22 protein-coding genes are annotated in these 22857 nt (G+C 61.0%); 14 read left to right on the forward strand and 8 right to left on the reverse strand.

The window, feature by feature from the left end; genetic code table 11:
* Positions 1-78: 78 nt before the first annotated feature.
* On the forward strand, positions 79-885 hold the full coding sequence (locus VRB54_RS16135; protein ID WP_338477973.1) for a hypothetical protein: 807 nt from the start codon (positions 79-81) through the stop codon (positions 883-885).
* A 68-nt stretch (positions 886-953) separates the two neighbouring features.
* On the opposite strand, the gene prmB is transcribed toward VRB54_RS16135, so the two are convergent.
* Positions 954-1862 (reverse strand): 50S ribosomal protein L3 N(5)-glutamine methyltransferase, encoded by a 909-nt coding sequence (gene prmB, locus VRB54_RS16140; RefSeq protein WP_338477974.1) that lies wholly within the window; start codon positions 1860-1862, stop codon positions 954-956.
* A 238-nt stretch (positions 1863-2100) separates the two neighbouring features.
* On the opposite strand from prmB, the gene VRB54_RS16145 reads away from it, so the two are divergent.
* From VRB54_RS16145 to VRB54_RS16165, 5 genes are all read left to right on the forward strand, one after another.
* Positions 2101-2691 carry a cysteine hydrolase family protein gene (locus VRB54_RS16145; protein ID WP_209983337.1) on the forward strand — a complete coding sequence of 197 codons (591 nt, stop codon included), beginning with the start codon at positions 2101-2103 and terminating at the stop codon, positions 2689-2691.
* A gap of 135 nt (positions 2692-2826) precedes the next feature.
* On the forward strand, positions 2827-3147 hold the full coding sequence (locus VRB54_RS16150) for a hypothetical protein (RefSeq protein WP_338477975.1): 321 nt from the start codon (positions 2827-2829) through the stop codon (positions 3145-3147).
* Positions 3148-3221: 74 nt separating this feature from the next.
* A complete protein-coding gene (locus VRB54_RS16155) occupies positions 3222-3779 on the forward strand; it encodes a Smr/MutS family protein (RefSeq protein WP_338477976.1) in 558 nt (185 codons plus the stop codon).
* A 78-nt stretch (positions 3780-3857) separates the two neighbouring features.
* Entirely contained in the window at positions 3858-4403 is a 546-nt protein-coding gene (gene folE, locus VRB54_RS16160) for a GTP cyclohydrolase I FolE (RefSeq protein ID WP_003192797.1), read from the forward strand.
* A gap of 104 nt (positions 4404-4507) precedes the next feature.
* Positions 4508-4879 (forward strand): glutathione S-transferase N-terminal domain-containing protein, encoded by a 372-nt coding sequence (locus VRB54_RS16165; protein WP_338477977.1) that lies wholly within the window; start codon positions 4508-4510, stop codon positions 4877-4879.
* 268 nt (positions 4880-5147) lie between these two features.
* On the opposite strand, the gene VRB54_RS16170 is transcribed toward VRB54_RS16165, so the two are convergent.
* From VRB54_RS16170 to VRB54_RS16180, 3 genes are read right to left on the reverse strand one after another with little or no spacing between them, the layout of a single operon-like run.
* Entirely contained in the window at positions 5148-5462 is a 315-nt protein-coding gene (locus VRB54_RS16170) for an AtuA-related protein (protein ID WP_338477978.1), read from the reverse strand.
* Positions 5459-6784, reverse strand: coding sequence for an acyclic terpene utilization AtuA family protein (locus VRB54_RS16175; RefSeq protein ID WP_338477979.1), 1326 nt, complete (start codon positions 6782-6784; stop codon positions 5459-5461). Before VRB54_RS16175 ends, VRB54_RS16170 begins: the two co-directional genes overlap by 4 nt.
* Position 6785: 1 nt before the next feature.
* Positions 6786-8078, reverse strand: a complete 1293-nt coding sequence (locus tag VRB54_RS16180; RefSeq protein WP_209983346.1) for a CitMHS family transporter — start codon at positions 8076-8078, stop codon at positions 6786-6788.
* A gap of 111 nt (positions 8079-8189) precedes the next feature.
* On the opposite strand from VRB54_RS16180, the gene VRB54_RS16185 reads away from it, so the two are divergent.
* On the forward strand, positions 8190-9074 hold the full coding sequence (locus VRB54_RS16185) for a LysR family transcriptional regulator (RefSeq protein WP_338477980.1): 885 nt from the start codon (positions 8190-8192) through the stop codon (positions 9072-9074).
* Between the two features lie 33 nt (positions 9075-9107).
* On the opposite strand, the gene VRB54_RS16190 is transcribed toward VRB54_RS16185, so the two are convergent.
* Together VRB54_RS16190 and VRB54_RS16195 are read right to left on the reverse strand one after the other, a co-directional pair.
* The gene (locus VRB54_RS16190) at positions 9108-9710 is read right to left on the reverse strand and encodes a glutathione S-transferase family protein (protein ID WP_338477981.1); all 603 of its coding nucleotides are present in this window, start codon (positions 9708-9710) and stop codon (positions 9108-9110) included.
* Positions 9711-9720: 10 nt separating this feature from the next.
* On the reverse strand, positions 9721-10887 hold the full coding sequence (locus tag VRB54_RS16195) for a PLP-dependent aminotransferase family protein (protein ID WP_338477982.1): 1167 nt from the start codon (positions 10885-10887) through the stop codon (positions 9721-9723).
* 82 nt (positions 10888-10969) lie between these two features.
* On the opposite strand from VRB54_RS16195, the gene VRB54_RS16200 reads away from it, so the two are divergent.
* From VRB54_RS16200 to VRB54_RS16210, 3 genes are all read left to right on the forward strand, one after another.
* Positions 10970-11398 (forward strand): MarR family winged helix-turn-helix transcriptional regulator, encoded by a 429-nt coding sequence (locus VRB54_RS16200; protein WP_338477983.1) that lies wholly within the window; start codon positions 10970-10972, stop codon positions 11396-11398.
* Between the two features lie 186 nt (positions 11399-11584).
* Entirely contained in the window at positions 11585-12931 is a 1347-nt protein-coding gene (locus VRB54_RS16205) for an NCS2 family permease (protein ID WP_338477984.1), read from the forward strand.
* A 33-nt stretch (positions 12932-12964) separates the two neighbouring features.
* Positions 12965-13591, forward strand: a complete 627-nt coding sequence (locus tag VRB54_RS16210) for a LysE family translocator (protein ID WP_338477986.1) — start codon at positions 12965-12967, stop codon at positions 13589-13591.
* A gap of 19 nt (positions 13592-13610) precedes the next feature.
* Here the strand turns inward: VRB54_RS16210 and VRB54_RS16215 are convergent, their stop codons facing one another.
* Positions 13611-18809, reverse strand: coding sequence for a dermonecrotic toxin domain-containing protein (locus VRB54_RS16215; RefSeq protein ID WP_338477987.1), 5199 nt, complete (start codon positions 18807-18809; stop codon positions 13611-13613).
* A gap of 170 nt (positions 18810-18979) precedes the next feature.
* Positions 18980-19333, reverse strand: a complete 354-nt coding sequence (uraH, locus tag VRB54_RS16220; RefSeq protein WP_338477988.1) for a hydroxyisourate hydrolase — start codon at positions 19331-19333, stop codon at positions 18980-18982.
* Between the two features lie 425 nt (positions 19334-19758).
* On the opposite strand from uraH, the gene puuE reads away from it, so the two are divergent.
* The 4 genes from puuE to VRB54_RS16240 all read left to right on the forward strand — a co-directional run bounded on the left by puuE (position 19759) and on the right by VRB54_RS16240 (position 22855).
* Positions 19759-20685 (forward strand): allantoinase PuuE, encoded by a 927-nt coding sequence (puuE, locus tag VRB54_RS16225; RefSeq protein WP_338477989.1) that lies wholly within the window; start codon positions 19759-19761, stop codon positions 20683-20685.
* Positions 20682-21197: a 2-oxo-4-hydroxy-4-carboxy-5-ureidoimidazoline decarboxylase gene (gene uraD / locus VRB54_RS16230; RefSeq protein ID WP_338477990.1), complete on the forward strand. Its 516-nt coding sequence runs from the start codon at positions 20682-20684 to the stop codon at positions 21195-21197. The genes puuE and uraD overlap by 4 nt, the downstream gene beginning before the upstream one ends.
* A gap of 40 nt (positions 21198-21237) precedes the next feature.
* Positions 21238-22233: an allantoicase gene (gene alc / locus VRB54_RS16235; protein ID WP_338477991.1), complete on the forward strand. Its 996-nt coding sequence runs from the start codon at positions 21238-21240 to the stop codon at positions 22231-22233.
* A gap of 118 nt (positions 22234-22351) precedes the next feature.
* A complete protein-coding gene (locus tag VRB54_RS16240; RefSeq protein WP_209983370.1) occupies positions 22352-22855 on the forward strand; it encodes an ureidoglycolate lyase in 504 nt (167 codons plus the stop codon).
* Positions 22856-22857: the final 2 nt, after the last annotated feature.

Below are 22857 nucleotides of genomic sequence, written 5' to 3' on the forward strand. Positions count from 1 at the left end.
TGGCAAAACCGGCCGATAAGCCCTGGGTCGACAGTAAAAAGACTGTTGGCTTGCACGGCTTGGACAGGATCGCGCCGCATGACAATCACCGAAGCAACACCGGAACCGACCACCGACACCCCGGCCGACGCGCCCGAGGCCGTCGAGGCAGCGGCCCTGCCGTGGGCGGACGTGCAGGCCGAACATTTCAAGATGCTGCGCCTGGCGCCCCTGGCAATCGACCGTGCCACCGGAGCACGGCCCTTGCGCTTTGTGCAGTTCGGCTACGCCGAGCGGCATGATGCGCAACGCAGCCTGTTGCGCATGGTCATCGAGTTGCCAAGCCAGCGCGTGCGGCGTGAGCAGAACCAGCTCGACGTGTGGGTGGACCACGAAACACACCGCGTGCACTTCGGCCCGGGCAACAGCCTGGAGATCGAACCGGTCAACCGTGGCCTTGGTCGCTTCCTGGTGGCGCAGGCCGCCGCCTGGGCGAAAAGGAAGTGGTCACACTATCGCGTCGACGGCGTGAGCCTGGCCAACAAGGATGCGCTCAACGAGGCCACGCGCCTGCGCCGTGATCACTTCCTGCGCATTCAGGGTTTCGATGTGGCCTACGCCGATGTGCAGCATTTGAAAGGCAATGTGCAGCCGGGCAAGGTCAGCGACGTGCTGGACAGTTGGAACACCGAGAAGGTGCAGTTCGTGCAGATTCTGGAAGCGGCGCAGATGCTGCAACAGGCCGAGCAGAACCTGCAGGAGCAGGAAGTGAAGCTGCGCAAGGAGGAGGAAAAGGTCACCAAGTTCAAGCGCGAGGACAGCGGATTGCGCTTTACCATTACCTGCCTGGTGGCGTTTACGGTGTTTCAGGCGGGACTGTTGATCTGGATTGCCACGCACCGCTGATAAATTGCAATGAGATCAACATGTGGGAGGGGGCTTGCTCCCTCCCAACATTGACCTCACTTCCTCAGCTAGACCCGGGCGGCAAAGACGGCCTGATGCTCGCGGCACTGCTCAGCTGTGAGCATGAACACGCCATGGCCGCCGCGCTGGAAGTCCAGCCAGGCAAAATCCACTTCCGGGTACAGCGCCTCGACGTGCACCTGGCTGTTGCCCACTTCGACAATCAGCAAGCCCTTCTCAGTCAAGTGGTCCGCCGCCTCGGCGAGCATGCGCCGTACCAGGTTCAAACCGTCGTCACCGCAAGCCAGGCCCAGCTCCGGCTCGTGCTGATATTCGTCGGGCATATCGGCAAAGTCTTCGGCATCCACGTAGGGCGGGTTGGACACGATCAAGTCAAAACGCTGGCCCGGCAGGCCATCGAAGCCATCGCCCTGCACGGTGTACACACGCTGATCCACGCCATGGCGCTCGATGTTCTGGTTGGCCACCTCCAATGCTTCAAAGGACACATCACCCAGTACCACTTCGGCCTCCTGGAACTCGTAGGCGCAGGCAATGCCGATGCAACCGGAGCCGGCGCACAGGTCGAGGATGCGCGCAGGCGGCTGGGCCAGCCAGGGTTCGAAGCGGTTTTCGATAAGTTCGCCAATCGGTGAACGCGGGATCAACACGCGCTCATCGACGATAAACGACAGACCGCAGAACCAGGCTTCCTTCAACAGGTAAGCAGTGGGCACGCGCTCATGGATGCGGCGATGCAGCAAACGCTGCACGTGGGAGATTTCCTCTTCTTCGAGGTTGCAGTCCAGATAGCTATCGGCAATTTCCCAGGGCAGATGCAGAGCGCCGAGCACCAGTTGCCGGGCTTCGTCCCAGGCGTTGTCGGTGCCATGGCCAAAAAACAGGTCTTCCCCATGGAAACGGCTGACAGCCCAACGGATATGGTCGCGCAAGGTGCGCAGGCGGGAAGTGATCACGGGGCAAGCTCCTGGAAAAAACGACTGGCGATTCTAACAGCCTTCGCCGGGACCGACGATGAGTGCAGTGCTCTCGCCATCTGTCGGATTTCATCCAAATGGCTGCCCTCTGGTTAAACACGGCAGTCTCTTGACAGGGCTGCACGCCAGCAACGGCGTAGCTTGCGATGGTAGCGATTCACAGAACCGCTCTGCCAGTGGACAATGTCGCAAACGCCCCCCTGACAGGAGCCCCAGAATGTCCGTTCCAAAGACGATGTTTCAACTCAGCGGTCGTGGTTACGCAGCAGCGAACCTTGCCCATGCGACCCTCGTGATCATCGACGCCCAGAAGGAATACCTCAGCGGCCCGCTCGCCCTCTCGGGCATGGATGCGGCCGTCGCCAACATCAGGCAACTGGTGACCTCGGCGCGCAATGCCGGGCGCCCGATTGTGCATGTGCGTCATCTCGGCACCGTCGGCGGCCTGTTTGATCCCCAGGGCGAACGCGGCGAATTCATCCCGGGCCTTGAGCCTGAGGGTGACGAAACCATCATCGGCAAGCTGTTGCCGAGCGCCTTCCACGGCACCGGCCTGGAAAAACACCTGCAGGACCTGGGCTCGCTGGACCTGATCGTCTGCGGTTTCATGAGCCACTCCAGCGTCAGCACCACCGTGCGCGCTGCCAAGAACCTGGGCTTTCGCTGCACGCTGGTGGAAGACGCCTGCGCCACCCGCGACCTGCCTTGCAAAGGCGGTATCCTGAGTGCCGAGCACGTGCAGCAGACCGAAATGGCCATCATGGCCGACAACTTTGCGACCCTCGCGCTGACCAAAGATCTGATTTGATCGACCTGCGGGTGAGCGGTGTGTTTAAACCCCACTCATCCGCAAAGCCCTTTCATTTGGCGCATTTACCCCTCCACCCGGAACAACCTGTGTATCTTCCGGTCGAAGGGCCGATACCCTGGAGGAAAGGTCGGAATGAAGATATCCGATGGTTTTGATGCTCGTCGCTTGCGCCCCAAGGGCCCGAGCAACTGGCGTCTGCGTCTGGTGGCGTGCTTTGCCGCGCTGCTGACGATGTGTGGTCTGTTGTTGGCCGGCGCTGGTGGCGCCGGTTTGTTTGGTCACTCGCCGGCTCTTGGCGAGCTGAATGCCAGCCCCGGTGGCTCGGCGATTCTGCTGGTAATCGGCCTGCTGGTGCTGTGGTTCGGCGTATGGCTGTGGCGCCGCAGCCGTCGGAGAATGCGCCAGACCTCGTCACTGAATATCGCCTCGCACCTGATGAAAAAGCACGACTGATGGCGCCTGGATAGCGTTTCCTGCGCCCTGGCCGCCGCGATTAGGTAAACTGCCCGCCCCTCGCGGAGGCTGACATGCAAGACGACGACTTTTCCCTGTTCAAAAACGAGCTGCGCGGCGTCAAGCCGATCAAGCACGACCGCGCCGACACTGGCAAACCCAAAGCTGACCGGGCGCAGATCGCCAAGCTGCGCCAGGCCGCTACCGTGCGCAACGATGCCACCACCGTGGATGGTCTGTCGGACCAGTTCGTGATCGATGTCGGCCCCGAAGACGAGCTGATGTGGGCCCGCGATGGCGTGCAGGAAAGCCAGATGCGCAAGCTCAAGCTCGGCCAGATCCCCTTTGAAGGCAGCCTCGACCTGCACGGCATGACCGTGGAAAAAGCACGGGAAACCCTGTGGGCCTTTCTTGCCGAAGCCACGAAATTCGAAATCCGCTGCGTGCGCGTCACCCACGGCAAGGCTGTGCGCCTGGACGGCAAGCGGCCGATGATCAAGAGCCACGTCAACACCTGGCTGCGCCAGCATACCCAGGTGCTCGGCTTTACCTCCTGTCAGGCCCGCCACGGCGGTGCCGGTGCGGTGTATGTGATGCTCAAGCGCACCATGATGGAAGGCCGCGACGAGTAACAAGTGCCATCGTCAGGCTTGCAGCGATGTGTCCGCCCCCGTAACCTTGCGCTTTGCGAAAATCCAACAGGTAGTTTCATGTCCCTGGAACAGAATTACACAGAGATTCTCGGCCAGCTCGGCGAGGACGTCTCCCGCGAGGGCCTGCTCGACACGCCAAAGCGTGCCGCCAAGGCGATGCAGTACCTTTGCCGCGGTTATGAACAGACACTCGAAGAAGTCACCAACGGTGCCTTGTTCAGCTCCGACAACAGCGAGATGGTGCTGGTCAAGGACATCGAGCTGTATTCGTTGTGCGAACACCACCTGCTGCCCTTTATCGGCAAGGCACATGTCGCCTATATCCCGAGTGGCAAGGTGCTGGGCCTGTCGAAGGTAGCGCGGATTGTCGACATGTACGCGCGCCGCCTGCAGATCCAGGAAAACCTCAGCCGTCAGATCGCCGACGCGGTACTGGAAGTGACCGGCGCGCTGGGCGTGGCCGTGGTGATCGAAGCCAAACACATGTGCATGATGATGCGCGGCGTGGAGAAACAGAATTCGTCGATGATCACTTCGGTGATGCTCGGTGAGTTCCGCGAAAACGCGGCCACCCGCAGCGAGTTTCTCAGCCTGATCAAGTAACCGGCTGCCTCGATAAAAAAACCGGCGTTCATCGCCGGTTTTTTTTCGCCTGCAGAATTCAGGTAAGCTGCCACCCCTCAAGTTTAGGGCCAGAGGTTTCAGCCATGTTCGTCAAAGCACTTCGAGTGGGCCTGGGCCAACTCATCATCGCGGGCGACTTTCTTACCCGCCCCCGCAAGAAACAGCGTCCCGCCGAGCAACAGGCCCAGGTGAATGCGGCGGCCAGGGACCTGACCCTGTACCAGTTCCACGCCTGCCCGTTCTGTGTGAAAACCCGTCGCACCCTGCACCGCCTGAATGTGCCGGTGGCCTTGAAGGACGCGAAGAACAATGAACACGACCGCCAGACCCTGCTGGAGCAAGGCGGCCGGATCAAGGTGCCGTGCCTGCGCATCGAAGAGAATGGCCAGACCACCTGGATGTATGACTCCAAGGTGATCATCGACTACCTCGACAAGCGCTTCGCTGCGGTCTGACCGCCCTGCGAATATCCCTGTGGCGAGCAGGCTTGTCCTGCGTTGGGCTGCGCAGCAGCCCCTAAACAATGTGCTGCGCAGTAGCCTCTAAACAATGTGCTGCGCAGTAGCCTCTAAACAATGTGCTGCGCAGCAGCCCAAAACAATGTGCTGCGCAGTATCAGGTACACCGCGTTTTGCTGGATTGGGGGCGCTTCGCACCCCAACGCGGGGCAAGCCCGCTCGCCACAACATGCCCGCTTGCCACTGTTCGAAGATTTGGTCACCTTCAGTCAAATATTGTCAGCTCCAACAACGCCGAGCCCAGGCACTTGCCATGGGCATCCAGCGCCAGCGAGCGGGTCACGCCGCCGCGCAGGATCCCCGGCAGCACGAAGTTCAGCGCCTGCACGTTGGGCAGTTCATAGCGCCGCACCGGCGCAGCTCCCGGTTCGCGCAAGCCTTCGAAAAACTGCGCCACGCGTTCGGCGGTCAGTTGTTCACATAACAGCGGGTAGTCCTGCGCGCGGTAGGCAATGATCGAGATGTTCGACGTGTCGCCCTTGTCCCCGGTACGGGAGTGGGCCAGGGTGTGCAATTTCATGCTTCGATCCTCGCGTTGACCTTGTCACGGGGCAGCATCAACGATGCCACCGCCACCACCTGGCGTACGCTTTTGCTTGCGCCCCCGCCGCCGGCCGGGCCATTGGTGTAAAGGGTTTCCACTTCATTGCCGACGCGCACCGCGTCGCTGCGCTCATCACAGCGCGCCGCCACACGCAGGCGCACTTCCCAGGGTTCGACGCTGCTGCGCGGGCCATGCAGCGCGTCCATGCCGATCAGTTCGGCGCGCACCTCCTGCATCTGTACGCCCGTCAACGCCAGGCGCTTGAGGACGATGTCCCGCGCCAGTTGCGCCCGCGCGACCGCTCCCGGCCCGCCATAGGACATTTGCCCCTCGCCGATCCAGCCATCCAGATAACCGACGCTGACTTTCAGCTGCTCCGGCCGCGCCCGCCCCGACGCCCCCTCGGCGCGCACGCGGTCGATGCCCTCCTGGGTAAAGGCCACCTGGGAAAAGTCCGCCGTCACGTCCGGGGTCAAATACGCCGCCGGGTCATGCACTTCATAGATCAACTGTTCGGCGCAGGTAGCAGGGCTGACGAGACCACCGGAGCCAACCACCTTTGTGATCACCGCAGCACCGTCTGCGTCGACCTCGGCCAGCGGAAAGCCCAGGCGCGCCAGATCATCCACGTCCTTCAAACCGGGCTCGGCGAAGTAGCCGCCGCTGACCTGCCCCGCACACTCGAGCAGATGCCCGACCAGAGTGCCGCGCCCCAGCAGTTCCCAATCGTGCGCCGCCCAGCCGAATTCAAACATCTGCGGTGCGAGAAACAACGAAGGGTCGGCCACCCGCCCGGTGATCACCACATCGGCATCCTCGCGCAGGGCATCAAGAATGCCATCGACGCCCAGGTAGGCATTCGCCGAGATCAGCCGCTCGCCCAGCGAGCCGAGCGTCTGGCCGTTATCCAGCACATGCTCGGGGCGCAACCCCTCCAGCACATCATCCCCGACCACGGCCACGACCTTGCAGCTCAGGCCCAACTCACTGGCGATGCGCCGTACCTCGGCGGCCGCCGACACCGGATTGGCTGCGCCCATGTTGGTGATCACCCGCAGGCGTCGCTTGCCCGCGAGGCGACCCACAAATGGCAATACCCGGCGCATGCGCTCGGCCAGCAACGGGTCGTAACCGCCAGCAGGGTCGCCGATGCGCGCCTGCTGGGTCAGGGCGATGGTGCGTTCGGCCAGGCATTCGAACACCAGATAATCCAGGTCGCCCTGCTCGGCCAATTCCACCGCAGGTTCGATACGGTCGCCGGAGTAACCGGCGCCGGAGCCAATGCGCAAGGTTTTCATCTCAGATAACTCCCAGGAGCAACGCGGTGAGGGTCATCAACACCGACGCGGCAAACAGAAACGGAATGGTGAAACGCTGGTGATCGGCCAACTCGATCTTGCACAGGCCCACCAGCAGAAACGTCGCGGGGGTCAGCGGGCTGACCGGAAAACCGGTGGTGTGTACGCCGAGCAGCGAAGCCTGGGCCACCTGCAGCGGGTCGACGCCCAGGGCCTTGCCGACTTCGGCGATCACCGGCATCACGCCGAAGTAATAGGAGTCGGGGTCAAACAGCATGCTCAGCGGCATGGAGATAAAACCCACCACCGCCGGGATCAGCTTGCCGTGACCGGCCGGAATCTGTGCCACTGCCACTTCGGCAATCGCCTTGAGCATGCCGGTGCCTTGCATGATGCCGGTGAATACCCCGGCGGCGAGCAGGATACTGGCCATGGTCAGGGCGGTCCTGGCGTGGGCGTCGATGCGCGCGCGCTGGGCATCGACGTTGGGGTAGTTGATGCACAGCGCCAACACCGTGCCGAGCATGAACATCACCACCGGATCGACCCAGCCGGCGATCATCACCACCATCACCGCGAGTGTCAGCATCAGGTTGACCCAGAACAGCCGTGGCCGGCGCAGCTTGATGTCGTCGTCGCTGAGCACCCGTTGCGGCACCGCGTCCACCGTGGAACCGGCGCCCAGGCCCAGGCGCTTTTCTTCACGCCGGCCCAGCCACCACGCGCAGGCGAATACGAAAATCAGGCCGACGATCTGCACCGGGATCAGCGGCTGGAACAGGTCTGCCACCGGCACATGCAGCGCCGCCGAAGAGCGCAGCACCGGGCCGGTCCAGGGCAAGAAGTTGACCCCGGCGGCCATGGCGCACACGCAGGCCAGGATGCGTTTGTCGATGCCCAGGCGGGTGTACAGCGGCAGCATCGCTGGCACCGTCACCAAAAAGGTCACGGCGCCGGAGCCATCCAGGTGCACCAGCAGCGCCAGGGTCGCGGTGCCCACCACAATGCGCGTAGGACGCGTGCCGACCGTGCGCAGGATGCGGTCGATGATGGGGTCGAGCATGCCGGCATCGGTCATGATCCCGAAGAACAGAATCGCGAACACGAACATGCCCACCACGGGGGCGACGTTCTTGATACCGGTGATGATGAACGCGCTGGTTTGCAGACCGAACCCGCCGAGCAGCGCGGCGATGATCGGCAACGCGATCAGGGCGACAAGGGGCGAGAGGCGTTTGCTCATGACGGCAGCGAGCAGGCACAGAATGGTGATGACTCCCAGAGTGGCGAGCATGGGTTACTCCAGAGCGGCCTTGGTGGCCGGTTATTGTTTTCCCCGGAGTATCAAAAGCACGCCAGCCTTTGTAAATTGGAATATTCAGCCCTGTGTGTTCGGAAAAACAAAATGAAAAACTCAGTCCAGCATATCCAGGCCTTCCTCGCGGTGGCGCGCCTGGGCAGCTTCGTTAAAGCCGCCAACGAACTGAATCTGTCGCCCTCGGCCCTCACCGTGCAGGTGCAGCAATTGGAAGAATGGCTGTGCGTCGCCCTCCTCGACCGCAGCCCACGCCATCTGAGCCTCACCGCCGCCGGCCGCGACGCCCGTGGCCCCATGGAAAAACTGCTGCTGGACCTGGACAACATCGTCACCGGCTCGCGCGATCTCGCGGCCCTGCGTCGCGGCGTGGTCACCCTCGCCGCCCTGCCCTCGGTGTGCGCCGACACCCTGCCCCCGGCCCTGCGCCTGTTTCGCGAGCGCTTTGCCGGGATCGAGGTGCGTCTGCATGACCTGGTGGCCCAGCGCATTCACGCCGAGGTCCGCGCCGGTGCAGTGGACTTCGGTATCGGCGTGCGCGCCAAACTCAGTCATGGCCTGGACTTTATGCCGGTGTTCAATGACCGGTTGTGCGCATTCGTGCCGCTGGATCACAGCCTCAGTTGCCACCGCCGGGTGACGCTGGCACAACTAGCCGAGCACCCGATCGTCCTCACCGGGCGCGACAGCAGCGTGCGCGAGCAAGTGGACAGGCTGTTCGATGAGACACGCTTGACGATGAACGCGGGGATTGAGGCCAACTACATGTCAACAGTGCTGGCACTGGTGCGCCAGGGATTGGGGATCAGTATTCTGCCGGAGTCGGCGGCGGACAGCCTGGAGGGATTGAAGCGCGTTGACATCGATCATCCCGGCGTTAACCGGGAGATCGGGTTGATCAGCCGCACGGGGATCGCGTTAAGCCCGGCGGCACAGCGCTGTTTCGAACTGCTGCATGAGCACTTATCTGAATAACGTTCGAACTGAATGTGGGAATCAGCGCATGGATCAATCCAGCATCGCCACATGCCCGGGATGGTCGGCCACCCGTGCCAGCCACGCCTGCACGCCCGGATAGGCATCCAGGTCAAACCCGCCCTCATGGGCCACGTGGGTGTAGGCATACAGCGCCACATCGGCAATCGAGAACTGCTCCCCCACCAGGTACGGCGTCAGCTGCAACTGGCGCTCCATCACCTTGAGCGCCTTGTAGCCGCCTTTGTGCAACTTCTTGTATTCCTCCTGACGCTCCTGGGGCAGCCCCAGGTAAAACTGGATGAACCGCGCCACCGCAATATACGGCTCGTGGCTGTATTGCTCGAAGAATTGCCACTGCAGCACCTGGGTACGCAGGCGCGGCTCGCTCGGCAGGAACTCGCTGCCGTCAGCGAGGAAGTTGAGGATCGCGTTCGACTCCCACAGGCAGGTGCCGTCTTCGAGTTCCAGCACAGGGATCTTGCCGTTGGGGTTCTTTGCCAGGAACTCGACGGTCTCTGTATCGCCGTTGAGAATATCCACGTCGATCCATTGATACGGGATGCCCAGCAGGTTGAGCATCAACTTGACCTTGTAGCAGTTGCCCGACTTGTAATCGCCATAAACCTTGTACATGAAGCTCCCCTTATGCCGCTTGCGCGAGCTGTGCTTGACGGACCACCGCGGCCAGACGCTTGAGCCCTTCATCCAGGCGGGCCGGGTCGATATGGCTGAAGTTGAGGCGCAATGAACCCAGGTGCAGGTCCGGCTCGGAAAAGAACGGCTCTCCGGGCATGAATGCGACGTCCTGCTCCAGTGCTGGCGCCAATAAGGTGCGGGTGTCGAGCGGTTGTTTCAAGGTCAGCCAGAAGAATAATCCCCCCTGGGGCACTTGCCAGTCGGCGAGGTCACCGAAGTGGCGCGTCAATGCAGTCTGGAATGCGTCGCGACGCTCGCGGTAAAAGCTGCGCAGTTCGGCCAAGTGCTGCTGATACTGTTCGGTACCGATCCACTGCATCGCCTGCCATTGGCCGACGCGGTTGGTGTGCAGGTCAGCCGATTGCTTGAGCTTGAGCAGGTGCGGGAACAGGTCCGGGCTGGCGATCAGGTAGCCCACACGCAGGCCCGGCAACAAGGTCTTGGACACAGTGCCGGTGTAGATCCAGCTGGCCTTTTTCAGGCGACCAGCGATGGGCTTGGCACTGCCGCCATCGAAGGTCAGTTCGCGATAGGGCTCGTCTTCGATCAGGGTCACGCCGAACTCGTCGAGCAGCGCCGCGACGGCTTCGCGCCTGGCTTCGCTGTAGCGCACCGCGGAGGGATTCTGAAACGTCGGGATCAGGTAGATGAACGCCGGGCGATGGCGTTCGAGGTTGGCGCGCAAGCTGACCAGATCGGGACCGTCAGCTTCCAGTTGCACAGTGAGGCAATCGGCGCCGAACAGTTGGAATATCTGCAAGGCGGCCAGGTAAGTCGGGCCTTCCAGCAGGATTTTAGTGCCCTTGTCGATATACAGCTTGGCCGCCAGGTCCAGGGTTTGCTGTGAGCCGCTGACCACCAGCACCTGGCTGACCTCGCACGGTACACCGAGGGCGCGCGCCTGCGCGGCGAGCAGTTCACGCAGTTGCGGCTCGCCCTCGCTCATGCCGTATTGGCCGATATTCAGCGGCATGTCATCCCAGTTCAGCGCCGGCAGCATGGTCTCGGCCGGCAGGCCACCGGCGAACGACATCACATGCGGGCGCTGGGCCGCCGCGAGGATTTCACGGATCAGGGAGCTTTTTAAGCGCGAAACACGTTCAGAGAAGGCCATGAAAGTCACCGGTAGCGAAGGCTGTGGGAAATACGTCAAACTGCTTGACCGAAATTACGACGACTTGCGTGGATACGTCAAGATGATTGACCTTAAAAATTCAACCAGCCAGCAGCAGGCCATGGAAGCATTCTTCTTCGGCTATCAGGCCTTTACCGCCAAGGCCGATGAAATGCTCGAGCGCCGGGGCCTGAGCCGGGTACACCAACGCATCGTGTTTTTCATCGCGCGTTACCCGGCCTTGAGCGTTAAGGAGCTGTTGGAATTGCTGGGCGTGAGCAAACAGGCGCTGAACATACCGCTGCGCCAATTGCAGGAAATGCACATGGTGGACAGCGTGGCGTGCGACACCGACAAACGTAAGCGCCTGTTGCAACTGACCGACGAAGGCCTGCGTTTCGAGCAGTCGCTGCGCCGCGAACAGGTGAAGTTGTTGCAGCGCGCATTCAGTGAGGCCGGCGAAGCAGCGGTGATGGGATGGCTGGCGGTCAATCAGGCCCTTGCCCGATAGCCTTGCACGTTCTCTGGTCAAGTTAATCGAAAACACTATTTGCTTTATTTGTATACAAAAGCATAATTCGCTTCGTGCTAGTTTCTGACCATATGGTCAACAAACTCGCCACTCCCTCACAGCGCCGCAGCCCAATCAGGTGAGCAGCGCTGGACATAACAATAAAATGCTTGAGGAGTACTCGCTGTGGATAGCCGCAAACCCGAAGCTTCTACGCTCGACCTCGCCGCGCCACGCAGCGGCTTGCTCGAACGCCTGTTCAAACTGAGCGTGCATGGCACCACTGTGAAGACCGAACTGCTCGCCGGCCTCACCACCTTCATCACCATGGCCTACATCATCTTCGTCAACCCCAACATCATGGCGGACGCCGGCATCGATCACGGCGCGGCATTCGTCGCCACCTGCATCGCCGCCGCGCTGGGCTGCCTGTTGATGGGCCTGTACGCCAACTGGCCGGTGGGCCTGGCGCCCGGCATGGGGCTCAATGCGTTCTTTACCTACACCGTGGTCGGCACGATGGGCTACAGCTGGGAAACCGCACTCGGCGCGGTATTCATCTCCGGCGTGCTGTTCATGATCCTCACCCTGTCGCGCATTCGTGAATGGCTGCTCAACAGCATTCCGGTAAGCCTGCGCCACGCGATGGGCGCCGGGGTTGGCCTGTTCCTCGGGGTCATCGGCCTGAAAACCGCCGGCATCATTGTCGACAGCCCGGCCACCCTGATCCGACTCGGCTCGTTGCATGAGCCGGCGCCGCTGCTGGCGGCGGTGTGCTTTCTGCTGATCGCCATTCTGAGCTATCACCGGGTGTTCGGCGCGATTTTGATCAGCATCATCGCCGTGACCCTGGCCGGCTGGGGCCTGGGCCTCGTGCACTACAACGGCATTCTCGCCGCCCCACCGAGCCTGGCACCGACCTGGATGGCAATGGACGTGATGGGTGTGTTCAATGTGAGCATGATCAGCGTGGTATTTGCCTTTCTGTTTGTACACATGTTCGACACTGCCGGTACACTGATGGGCGTTGCGCAACGGGCAGGCCTGGTGAATGCCGACGGCAGGATCGACAACCTGTCCCGCGCCTTGAAGGCCGACAGCGCGTCCAGCGTGTTCGGCGCCATGGTCGGTGTGCCGCCGGTGACCAGCTACGTGGAAAGTGCTGCGGGCGTCGCGGCGGGTGGGCGCACCGGGCTGACGGCGGTGACCGTGGGCATCCTGTTCGTGGCGGCGATGTTTTTTGCGCCATTGGCGGGCATGATCCCGGCCTATGCCACCGCTGGCGCGCTGATTTATGTGGCGATGCTGATGATGGGCAGCATGGCCCATATCAATTGGGATGAGGCCACCGACAGCATTCCGGCGATCGTCACCGCGATCATGATGCCGCTGACGTTTTCGGTTGCCGACGGGATTGCCCTGGGTTTTATTACGTACGTGGCGCTCAAGGCGGGTACCGGCAAGTACCGTGAGATTTCCGTCAGCCTGTGGGTGCTGTGTGCAATCTTTATCGCCAAGTTTGTATGGTTATGAAAACGTGCAGTCGCCAAACACTGGAGCAATGAAATGACGCTTGAAACCTGGCTGCTGTTCAGCGGCGCCGCACTGATCGTGATCCTGATTCCCGGCCCATTGTCGCTGCTGATGATCAGCAACAGCCTCAACTACGGGCTGCGTCGCTCGTACCCGGCGTTTCTCGGCGGGGTGTTTGCTTCAATCTGCCTGCTGAGCGCTTCGGCGCTGGGCCTGGGCGCGTTGCTGCTGGCTTCGGAGCACCTGTTCAACGCGCTGAAAATTGTCGGCGCGCTGTACCTGTTCTACCTCGCCTGGCAAAGCTGGCAGCAGTCGCGCCTGCCGGCCCAGGCAACCAACGTGCCGCAGGCGCCAGCCGTGCCGCGCTTTCGGGCGCTGTTTGGGCGCGCCTTCGTGCTGGGGGCCAGTAACCCCAAGGACATCCTGTTTTTCGCCGCCTTCCTGCCGCAGTTTCTCGGCAGCCAGCAGCCGTTCCTGCCGCAACTGCTGATCATGATCGTGACCTGGACGGTGCTCGACCTGCTGTGCAAGCTGGCCTACGGCCTGGGCGCCCATGGCGCGGCGCGCTACCTGCGCAGCGGCGCCGGCCAGAGCTGGTTCAATAAGGTCAGTGCCGCGTTGTTTTCCTGTGCCGGCGCGGCCTCGTTGATCAGTCGGTAACCGCCGTTTCCAGGCGGACTCATCCCAGATCTGCCGGTCGCAAAAAATACACCGTCGCTGGATCAATGCTTTGAATACCTGCAAACAGCTTGACCAGTCGACCCTCGTTCAGAGCCGCCATAACCGGCCTGAACGCGTGCGGATACACGACGCTTTTGTCTTGCAGCCAGGCATTGGAAAGTAATCGACCCCTACCCCTCTTCATGTCCAAACTTCTGGTATCCATCCATTTGGGCACAATGTAATAAAGGTTACCGGATGAGGGGTGTGTAGCCAGAAGATGGGGAAGATTGGGCGCATAAGCAAACTGCAGGGGAGGCTCCATGTGAAATCCCAGCGTCTGCAGCGTTCGCGTGGCGGCGTCGGCAGAAGCGGCTGCGCGCCTGAAAGTGACGGGGTCGCGGCCTGTGGTCTTGCGCAACAATGACGCGTCAAGGGCATGAGGCAGGTAAAAATCAATCCGCTCAAAACCGCCCACCTCACCGTCAACGCCGATGTAGAGACTGGTCACGCGCCGCGGATTCACAGGTCGAAGCATTGTCAATAAATCATCAGTGCGGGCCATCTGCCCTGCCGCTGCGGGCGTCCACCTGTCCAATGCGGCGCGTATGTTCAACAAGCGAGTGGTCGTCAGGGACGTCTGACCTGGATCAGCCAGTTCAACCAGCCTGTGTGCCGCCTGTTGAACGCTGGCGTTGGTCATGTCCGGGAACCTGGCTTTTATGGAGGCAGGCAAAGGCTCGCTGAACAGCGGTGCGCGGGCAGTCCACCGCAGGTCTTCGCCGAAGGTAAACAGCACAGGTTGCGCAACGGAACTGTCCCCCAAGCGCGCACCAATCCCTTCCAGGCGGTCAAAAAGCGATCCCGGCGGCTTGATGAACCTCACATTGGGATGGGCCTGCGAGCCGGCCGGAAAGGTCTCATAAAAAAACTCGCCTATTTTCAGACTTGGATTGACCGCACCTTGAACGCTGTAGAGTTTGCTGCCTGGAGATACGGGTGTCGCCTTGGCGGAGTCGAGCACTTGCCCCCATTCGCGCCAGGCACTCGACAGGTTGCGCGCCCGTCTGGCCAACTCTGCAGACGACACCCTGGGTGGCGCGCTCCAACTGACCGGAGTACGCAAAGGCGTAGGAGGCGCTTGCAATGGCGTAAGGCGCGAGCTTGGACCCGGCGTCGGCTCCGGGGCATCGGCCCCCAACAACCACTGGCGCGGCTCATCAATCAACAAAAACAGCTCATTTTCTCCAGGGGTCTGTCTGTTTTTGAAACGAAGCTGTTGCTCCCCTTCGCGCCGATACACGCCATAGCGCGAGCCTTCGGCATTGGTCATGAATTGTTCGCCCTCTTTGACAAACGAACCTCTATGGTTCGGCCTTTTCAGTTCGATCGCATCAGTGACAATCCCAGGCATTTTGTAGGGTTCCAGCCCGTTGCTGGTGATGGGTGATGGGGGCCGGTTAACGGACCATTCGCCCTGGCCTCGGTGGCGTCGCCTCAACTGTTTGAAGCCCTTGCTAAATAAGCCGGCAAAGGACCTCGCACCGACTTTGCCTAGTTGCGCAGTGCTCGCGGAAATAAACGTCATGGCTATTTCCAGGAGGATCTGGTGCAGGGCGATCAGCAAGTCCACCGCATTGTCGGCAGTGGTGCTGTGATAAAAACGCCGAGCGGCGAGCAGCGCTTCGTAGGACAACACGGCTATGGACACAAACGGTATCAGTGACAAAAACCCTCTGATCCTGCGACCTGCCTGTTCATCCAGTCGCCACTCACGATAAGCGTCCAGATACTCCCGGGAATTGGCTTCGGCACGGCCCTGGCGCTGCGCCTGCAAGACCTTTGCATGGGCCAGAGCGCCTACCATATTACGTGCGTCAGTTTCAGTCAGAGCCAACCAATTCGAGGGGTCTGCCCTTTGCTGCTCAAGGATCTCCGCTTGTATCTCGGTCAATGCCGTCGCCGGAAACACGCGGTGCGACTCAAACCATCGGTAGAGATGCCTGGCCAATAAAACCTCACGGGGTTCGTCAATCGGCGGCACCGCAAAGAGATTCAACTGCTCCAACATGGAGCGCCAAAGCCACTGCGGTTCAACCACCGGCCTGAGCTCACCCGGATAACCGGCAAGCGCCCTGAACTCGGAATCGGGCGCGATGTAGTGTGCCAGTTCGATGGCTTTTTCCCGGGGCTGCAAGTGAGTCATCAGCGCTGCAAGCAGCGCCTTGCGGTCGGGATATTCCGACAGCGCCGGGTAGTCGAACTGGCCTGGCCAATAAAGAAGGCACTGCTCACCCTCGCGGTCCTGAATCACTACAATCCCGGCAATGTGACGCGCCCATGGCACGGTCAGCGCCTCAAGCCTCAGGAAACAAAACCGCAACCCCGTTTTTGCCTTCACTGCGCGCTTGAACAGGCGCATGCCGTGCTCGCTCAGCTTCAGGTGTTCGGCATTGATCATGTCCAGTCGGGTTTGACGCTGAACGGGCCTGCGCAGCAGCTCATGGAGCAGAGGCGCGGTGTGCGCAGTCGTCTCGCGATCGCCCTCGCCATAGCAAACGTCGAGGATCCTGCGATCATATTGCCCACTTATGTCCAGCGCCGAGATGGTCTTGATCAGGTAATCCACAGACAAACGCGTGCGCCATGCCGGATCAAGGTAGCGCGCGCGGTTCAGCCGCCACCGCGTCCAGGGCGCCTGCGGATCGAGGTTGCTCAATGCAAGCTGCATAAAGCTGAACGTGCTGCGCTCTTTGCTGACCACGACTTTTGGCCCCGACTCACCTATGGTGCGTTCAGGATGACTGGCCCAGACACTGCTCACGTCATCGGGAATGTCGAACAATGGCTTGTCGATATCCAGCTCCGGATAAAAACCATCGACGGTCAACTGCCGGATCAGCAGCGCGCGAGCGAAGGTTTGCACGTCTCCCAGTTGCGTCACCAGATAACGCTGCAAATTGAGCTCACTGCGTTGCTGCTGACGTAAGTGACGTTCGTATCGCTTGCGCTTGGAGACCGGCAGACGGGTATGCCATGTCGGTAGCCTGGTCGCGAGCCTCGCGGCGACCATCACTGTATTCACCTGGGTCAACGCCTGCTCCCTCGCCTCGCTGGTCGGGACCTGCAGGCTTTGGGCGAACTCTACGGACAACAATGTCGTCGCCAGGACAGCGTCTGTGACCTCAGTAAATACCTTCGTGCCCTGCAAAATGTTCTGCCGCGCGTCAGTAAAACCTTTGATCTGTTCATTCAAGCCGGTCAGCAATACCTCACCTTCAATGTCCTCGAAGGTCAGCACCATCGGCTCGTCCGCCCTCAGCCCTCGGGCCCAGGCTCGCGCCGCGTTACGCTCGCCACGCCCGATGCACTGCCACAGCGCACCCGGTTCGCGCGCCTTGAAGCTAGCCTTTAAGCACCGCTCCAGCAGCGTAAGAGTCCTGAATCGTTGCAGTCCGCCTTCCACACCCGGCACATAGAGCAACGCCGCCTGACGGGCGTCTAGAGTTGAGGAAGCCGCATCCCTGACCAGCACGAACGCCGCCTGCAAGCGGTATCCGGGTTGACCGCGAGCACCGACGCTCATCGACAGTGCCCTGAAGCCGCAGGTGCGCCATTGCAACGGGTTCTCGACCAGCAGGCGGAGCCCATCCAGCAGCGTTTTGTCGATGAATTTCAATCGATACTGCAACTGGGCTTCTTTGATCAGGGCCGCGCCTCGGACCGATAGCAGGCGGCGTTGAATGCTCTGCTGGTCGTTGCAATCAGCGGCCCAGAATGCGTGGTCACCCAACCTGTGCTTGCTGCCTTCAAGCAAGGCCGATCCTTGCGCACGCAATGCCAACCATTGCTCGTGCTCGGCGGTGAAGGCCACATAGTCCGCGCTTTGCGCCTCAGGTTTCTGCGGGTCGAGCAAGGCGCCAACAGCACGTTCATACTTGCGCTGCTTCATTTCACACATGCGCAATGGCAAATGCCTGGAGAGGCTGGCGAAGCTGATCTCCAGATGTCGCTGTTTTTGATCGCGCACCAGTAGCTGTGCAAGCGCCGACCTCAAGCCCGGGGTTACAACGATCTGCCTGCGCCCTTGCTCCACCTCCAGCAAGCGCTCCGAGGGGCTCATGTACGCGCCCTTGATCGCATTGCCGGGAAACAGAAACGCGATATTGATATCCATCAGGGTTGCCAGTTCGTTATCCCATTGCACGTCCAGAAGCGCCGTGGCGCTGTGGGTGATGGCATCTTCGACGATCAACGGGCCCGCCTCACCCACCACGATGGGTAGCAACGACGCGGCGGTCACATCGGGCAGCTCATGGCGCCTGCGCAGCGGCAGCAGCGGCCACAATGCTTGCACATGAGCACTGACCAGCCTGGGAAATCGCCGCTGCCACTGCTCCAGAGTGTCGAACTCGTAAAACACCGGCGTCAGGCCCGGCAGGAACAGCACCTGTCGCGGATCGCCCTGCGCCCCGTCGTAGTAAAGATGCAAGGCACCGCTGAAGGGAATCGAGCCCTGCGAGCGGCCCGGACAGACCACTTGCGCGACGTTCAAATGGGCCCATTCGCCTCCTGCGCGTGCGCGCTGCGCAGGTGTCGGCGCTTCAACCATCGCCATGATCATCGCCAGTCCAGCATCGGACAATTGATTCAAGCCATGTGCCAGAACGGCCTGGTCAGCGATGAACGACCCGTACAATTCGCACCAGTGCTCCTTGCGGGAAATGAAGCGGCTGTTGGACAGCGCCTGCCAGGCGGCCGGCACCGAGGATTCGATCCGCTTCAGTAGATCCACATTCAGTACACGTCCCAGAACATCATCGGCCAGTTGCCTGGCCTGGCACGCCTCGCTCGACAGGCCCTGCCTGACGCAAGCGCGCTCGGCCAGCAACCTCATCACCGTATCGGTCAGACTGCGGCTCCACCGGGGTGCATGGGGAGACAGCGGCACATTGAGCAGCAACGAGTCGGGGTCCATCTGGAAGGTGTCGCGCAAGGTCTGGCGAATCAAGCGACTGATCCTGGGGGATGCTCTTTGCGCCTGTTGCAACAAATGGATATGACGCTCGCAACGTGAGTTGACCAGGTAGAGCTCATTGAGCTGCCGGCTGGATTTGGGCGTGGCGGTGAGATGATCAAGCATCAGACTGCTGTCGTGCTCACTGCGTCGTTGCCGTGGCGTGCTCTCACTGGCCGATGCCTGCTGTCCGGATTCCATGTCTACGTCCACTTCTGCTTGAAAAAAGCAGGGTAGAGAGGCGGCAGCGGACCCAGGCGCTATTTAAATAACGGCTGGCGGCGCGCCCTTTTGGGCAGACAAAAAAAACCCGCCGTGTGGGCGGGCAAAAAACCAACGAAGCGCTTGTGAGGCATGAGTCGAGATGACGCTCAACTGCCGCGATACGTTGAGTAGCTGTAAGGCGAAATCAACAAGGGAACGTGGTAGTGATCCTGTTCGGCGCTGATGCCGAAACGCAGCACCACCACATCCAGAAAAGCCGGCTCGGGCAACGGTACACCCCGAGCGCGGTAGTAATCGCCGGCGCTGAACTGCAACTGATAGACGCCGCTGCGGTAGTCGTCGCCCTGCAGCAGCGGCGCGTCGCAACGGCCGTCGCTGTTGGTCACGGCCGTGGCCACCCGTGCCAACTGCGCCCCCTCGACGCGGTACAGCTCGACCTGGATATGGCTGCCGGGGCAGCCGTGTGCGGCGTCCAAAACGTGCGTGGTCAAACGTCCCATGGCGTTATGCGCCTCCCGAAGTCAGTAGAAGAAGAGCCGCACTTTTTCAGGGCAACAAAAAGTCGGCGATGGCCGATTAAGACACTTTTTAAAAAAACTGTACACAATAATTTCAACACGCGCCCCGTCCCCTGCAGCAGCGAGCTCGCTCGCGAAAAACGTCAACGATAACGCGTTCGTTCAGCATAAAAGTGGCGTACTGGAGATCTTCGCGAGCAAGCTCGCTCCTGCAGTAGGATTTTTATGGATTAGCTGACCAGCCAGGCAAGTTTCTTGCAGTGATTCCTCCAGGAAAAAATGCAGAAATGCAGGCTTACAAATTTCGCATCAAGTTGTATACAATCACTCATTGCCGTGACGCCACCCCGTCTTTTCAGGGCCCGGCCGCCACACACCTGCTACCACGCACAAGAAGGAAGACTGCAGTGAGCGCTGACTACCCACGCGACCTGATCGGTTACGGCAGTAACCCTCCTCACCCCCATTGGCCGGGCAAGGCACGTATCGCGCTGTCGTTCGTGCTCAACTACGAGGAAGGTGGCGAGCGCAATATACTGCACGGCGACAAGGAGTCCGAAGCCTTCCTCTCGGAAATGGTCTCGGCCCAGCCGCTGCAGGGCGCGCGCAACATGAGCATGGAGTCGCTGTACGAATACGGCAGCCGTGCCGGCGTGTGGCGCATCCTCAAGTTGTTCAAGCAGTTCGATATCCCGCTGACCATCTTCGCCGTGGCCATGGCCGCCCAGCGCCACCCGGACGTAATCCGTGCGATGGTCGATGCCGGCCACGAAATCTGCAGCCACGGCTACCGCTGGATCGACTACCAGTACATGGACGAGGCCCAGGAGCGCGAGCACCTGCACGAAGCGATCCGCATCCTTACCGAGCTGACCGGTGAGCGCCCACTGGGCTGGTACACCGGCCGCACCGGCCCCAACACTCGGCGGCTGGTGATGGAAGAAGGCGGTTTCCTGTACGACTGCGACACTTACGACGACGACCTGCCCTACTGGGAACCGAACACCCCCACCGGCAAGCCGCACCTGGTGATCCCCTACACCCTCGACACCAACGACATGCGCTTCACCCAGGTGCAGGGCTTCAATAAGGGCGATGACTTTTTCGAGTACCTCAAGGACGCCTTCGACGTGCTGTACGCCGAGGGCGCCGAGGCACCGAAAATGCTCTCCATCGGCCTGCACTGCCGCCTCATCGGCCGCCCGGCACGCCTGGCCGCGTTGCAGCGGTTTATCGAATACGTCAAAGGCCATGAACAGGTGTGGTTTACCCGTCGCGTCGATATCGCGCGACACTGGCACGCCACCTACCCGTACACGGGAGTTGCGAAATGAGCGCCTTCAACACGCTGAAACCCTCGAGCCTGAGCCGCGAGGCGTTCGTCGCCGCGTTTGCCGATATCTATGAGCACTCGCCCTGGGTGGCCGAAAAGGCTTTCGACCTGGGCCAGGATGCGTCCATCGACCAGATTGAAACCCTGCATCAGCGCATGAGCGATATCCTGCTCAGCGCCGATCACGCCAGCCAGTTGGCCCTGATCAACGCGCACCCGGACCTGGCCGGCAAAGCCGCCGTCCAGGGCCAGTTGACCGAAGCCAGCACGAATGAACAGGCTGGCGCCGGTATTCACCAGTGCACGGCCGAAGAGTTTTCTCGCTTCACCGAGCTGAACCAAGCCTACAAGACCAAATTCAAGTTTCCCTTCATCATGGCGGTAAAAGGCAGCAACCGGCACCAGATCCTCGCTGCGTTCGAAACGCGCATTCATCATTCGGCGGACACCGAATTCAAATGCGCACTGGACGAGATCAACAAGATCGCGTTGTTCCGTTTACTCACCCTTTGAAGACCCGCCCCAGCCACTCAACTCAAGGCAGACAAGAAGAATGAAAGCTCACGCCGTACCTTTCGAGAAGTTCGTCAACCTCGCCGACGCCCGCCTGGGCACCCGGATTCTCTCGGTGACCGATGACTGGTTCGCCGACGCCAATCGCCTCTTCCAACCCACCCCGGCCGTGTGGAAGGAGGGCGTGTTCGATGACAACGGCAAGTGGATGGACGGCTGGGAGTCGCGCCGCAAGCGCTTCGAAGGCTACGACAGCGCGGTGATTCAGCTGGGCGTGCCCGGCTCGATCAAGGGCGTGGACATCGACACCTCATTCTTCACCGGCAACTACCCACCGTCGGCATCCCTCGAGGCGTGCTTCCTCGCAAGCGGCGAGCCGGATGACAACACCCAGTGGGTTGAGATCCTGTCGGCCGTCGAGCTACAGGGCAACAGCCATCACTTCCACGAGATCAACAACGACCAGGCGTTCAGCCACCTGCGCTTCAATATTTACCCGGATGGCGGCGTGGCCCGTCTGCGAGTGTACGGCGTACCGTTTCGCGACTGGTCGGCGGTGGGCGACAACGAACAACTCGACCTGGCCGCGGCCTTGAATGGCGGTCGTGCGCTGGCCTGTTCCGATGAACATTTCGGGCGCATGAGCAACATCCTCAACCCGGGTCGTGGCGTCAACATGGGCGATGGCTGGGAAACCGCGCGTCGTCGCACGCCCGGCAATGACTGGGTGATCGTTGCCCTGGGGCATGCTGGCGAGGTCGAGAAAATCATCGTCGACACTCTGCATTTCAAGGGCAACTACCCGGACACCTGCTCGATCCAGGCTGCTTTCGTGAAGGGCGGCACCGACAGCCAGATCGAAACCCAGTCGCTGTTCTGGCGCGAACTGCTGCCGGCACAGAAGCTGGAAATGCACGCCGAGCATACGTTTGCCGAGCAGATCAAGGCATTGGGGCCGATTACCCACATTCGCTTGAATGTGTTCCCGGATGGTGGGGTGAGTCGCCTGCGTGTCCTCGGTAAGGTTTCGAAGTAAGCGGTGGAGCCATCGCAGGCAAGCCAGCTCCCACAGTTGAAATGCATTCCCTGTGGGAGCCGGGCTTGCCCGCGATAGCACCAGACCAAACAACACAGCATTCGGATAAGAGACAGCCATGCGCACACTGATGATCGAACCCCTGACCAAAGAAGCCTTCGCCCCTTTCGGTGACGTTATCGAAACCGACGGCAGCGATCACTTCATGATCAACAACGGGTCGACCATGCGCTTTCACAAGCTGGCAACGGTAGAAACCGCCCAGCCTGAAGACCACGCGATCATCAGCATCTTCCGCGCCGACGCGCAGGACATGCCCATGACCGTGTGCATGCTGGAGCGACACCCGCTGGGCAGCCAGGCGTTCATTCCGCTGCTCGGCAACCCCTTTCTGATCGTGGTCGCGCCACTTGGCGATGCACCTGTATCGGGCTTGGTCCGCGCCTTCGTCACCAACGGCAGGCAGGGCATCAATTACCATCGCGGCGTCTGGCACCACCCGGTGCTGACGATCGAAAAGCGGGATGACTTCCTGGTGGTTGATCGCAGTGGCACAGGCAATAACTGCGATGAGCATTTTTTCCAAGAGGATGAGCGGTTGATCCTCGCCCCCCACCAATAAGA

It is taken from the genome of Pseudomonas trivialis, from assembly GCF_036864995.1.
GTDB lineage: Bacteria > Pseudomonadota > Gammaproteobacteria > Pseudomonadales > Pseudomonadaceae > Aquipseudomonas > Aquipseudomonas trivialis.

Bases quoted from the DNA above. Each gene is read 5' to 3' on its own strand.
- VRB54_RS16135 (WP_338477973.1), top strand. From the start codon at position 79: ATGACAATCACCGAAGCAACACCGGAACCGACCACCGACACCCCGGCC.
- VRB54_RS16145 (WP_209983337.1), top strand. From the start codon at position 2,101: ATGTCCGTTCCAAAGACGATGTTTCAACTCAGCGGTCGTGGTTACGCA.
- VRB54_RS16150 (WP_338477975.1), top strand. From the start codon at position 2,827: ATGAAGATATCCGATGGTTTTGATGCTCGTCGCTTGCGCCCCAAGGGC.
- VRB54_RS16155 (WP_338477976.1), top strand. From the start codon at position 3,222: ATGCAAGACGACGACTTTTCCCTGTTCAAAAACGAGCTGCGCGGCGTC.
- folE (WP_003192797.1), top strand. From the start codon at position 3,858: ATGTCCCTGGAACAGAATTACACAGAGATTCTCGGCCAGCTCGGCGAG.
- VRB54_RS16165 (WP_338477977.1), top strand. From the start codon at position 4,508: ATGTTCGTCAAAGCACTTCGAGTGGGCCTGGGCCAACTCATCATCGCG.
- VRB54_RS16170 (WP_338477978.1), bottom strand. From the start codon at position 5,462: ATGAAATTGCACACCCTGGCCCACTCCCGTACCGGGGACAAGGGCGAC.
- VRB54_RS16175 (WP_338477979.1), bottom strand. From the start codon at position 6,784: ATGAAAACCTTGCGCATTGGCTCCGGCGCCGGTTACTCCGGCGACCGT.
- VRB54_RS16180 (WP_209983346.1), bottom strand. From the start codon at position 8,078: ATGCTCGCCACTCTGGGAGTCATCACCATTCTGTGCCTGCTCGCTGCC.
- VRB54_RS16185 (WP_338477980.1), top strand. From the start codon at position 8,190: ATGAAAAACTCAGTCCAGCATATCCAGGCCTTCCTCGCGGTGGCGCGC.
- VRB54_RS16190 (WP_338477981.1), bottom strand. From the start codon at position 9,710: ATGTACAAGGTTTATGGCGATTACAAGTCGGGCAACTGCTACAAGGTC.
- VRB54_RS16195 (WP_338477982.1), bottom strand. From the start codon at position 10,887: ATGGCCTTCTCTGAACGTGTTTCGCGCTTAAAAAGCTCCCTGATCCGT.
- VRB54_RS16200 (WP_338477983.1), top strand. From the start codon at position 10,970: ATGATTGACCTTAAAAATTCAACCAGCCAGCAGCAGGCCATGGAAGCA.
- VRB54_RS16210 (WP_338477986.1), top strand. From the start codon at position 12,965: ATGACGCTTGAAACCTGGCTGCTGTTCAGCGGCGCCGCACTGATCGTG.
- VRB54_RS16215 (WP_338477987.1), bottom strand. From the start codon at position 18,809: ATGGAATCCGGACAGCAGGCATCGGCCAGTGAGAGCACGCCACGGCAA.
- uraH (WP_338477988.1), bottom strand. From the start codon at position 19,333: ATGGGACGTTTGACCACGCACGTTTTGGACGCCGCACACGGCTGCCCC.
- uraD (WP_338477990.1), top strand. From the start codon at position 20,682: ATGAGCGCCTTCAACACGCTGAAACCCTCGAGCCTGAGCCGCGAGGCG.
- alc (WP_338477991.1), top strand. From the start codon at position 21,238: ATGAAAGCTCACGCCGTACCTTTCGAGAAGTTCGTCAACCTCGCCGAC.
- VRB54_RS16240 (WP_209983370.1), top strand. From the start codon at position 22,352: ATGCGCACACTGATGATCGAACCCCTGACCAAAGAAGCCTTCGCCCCT.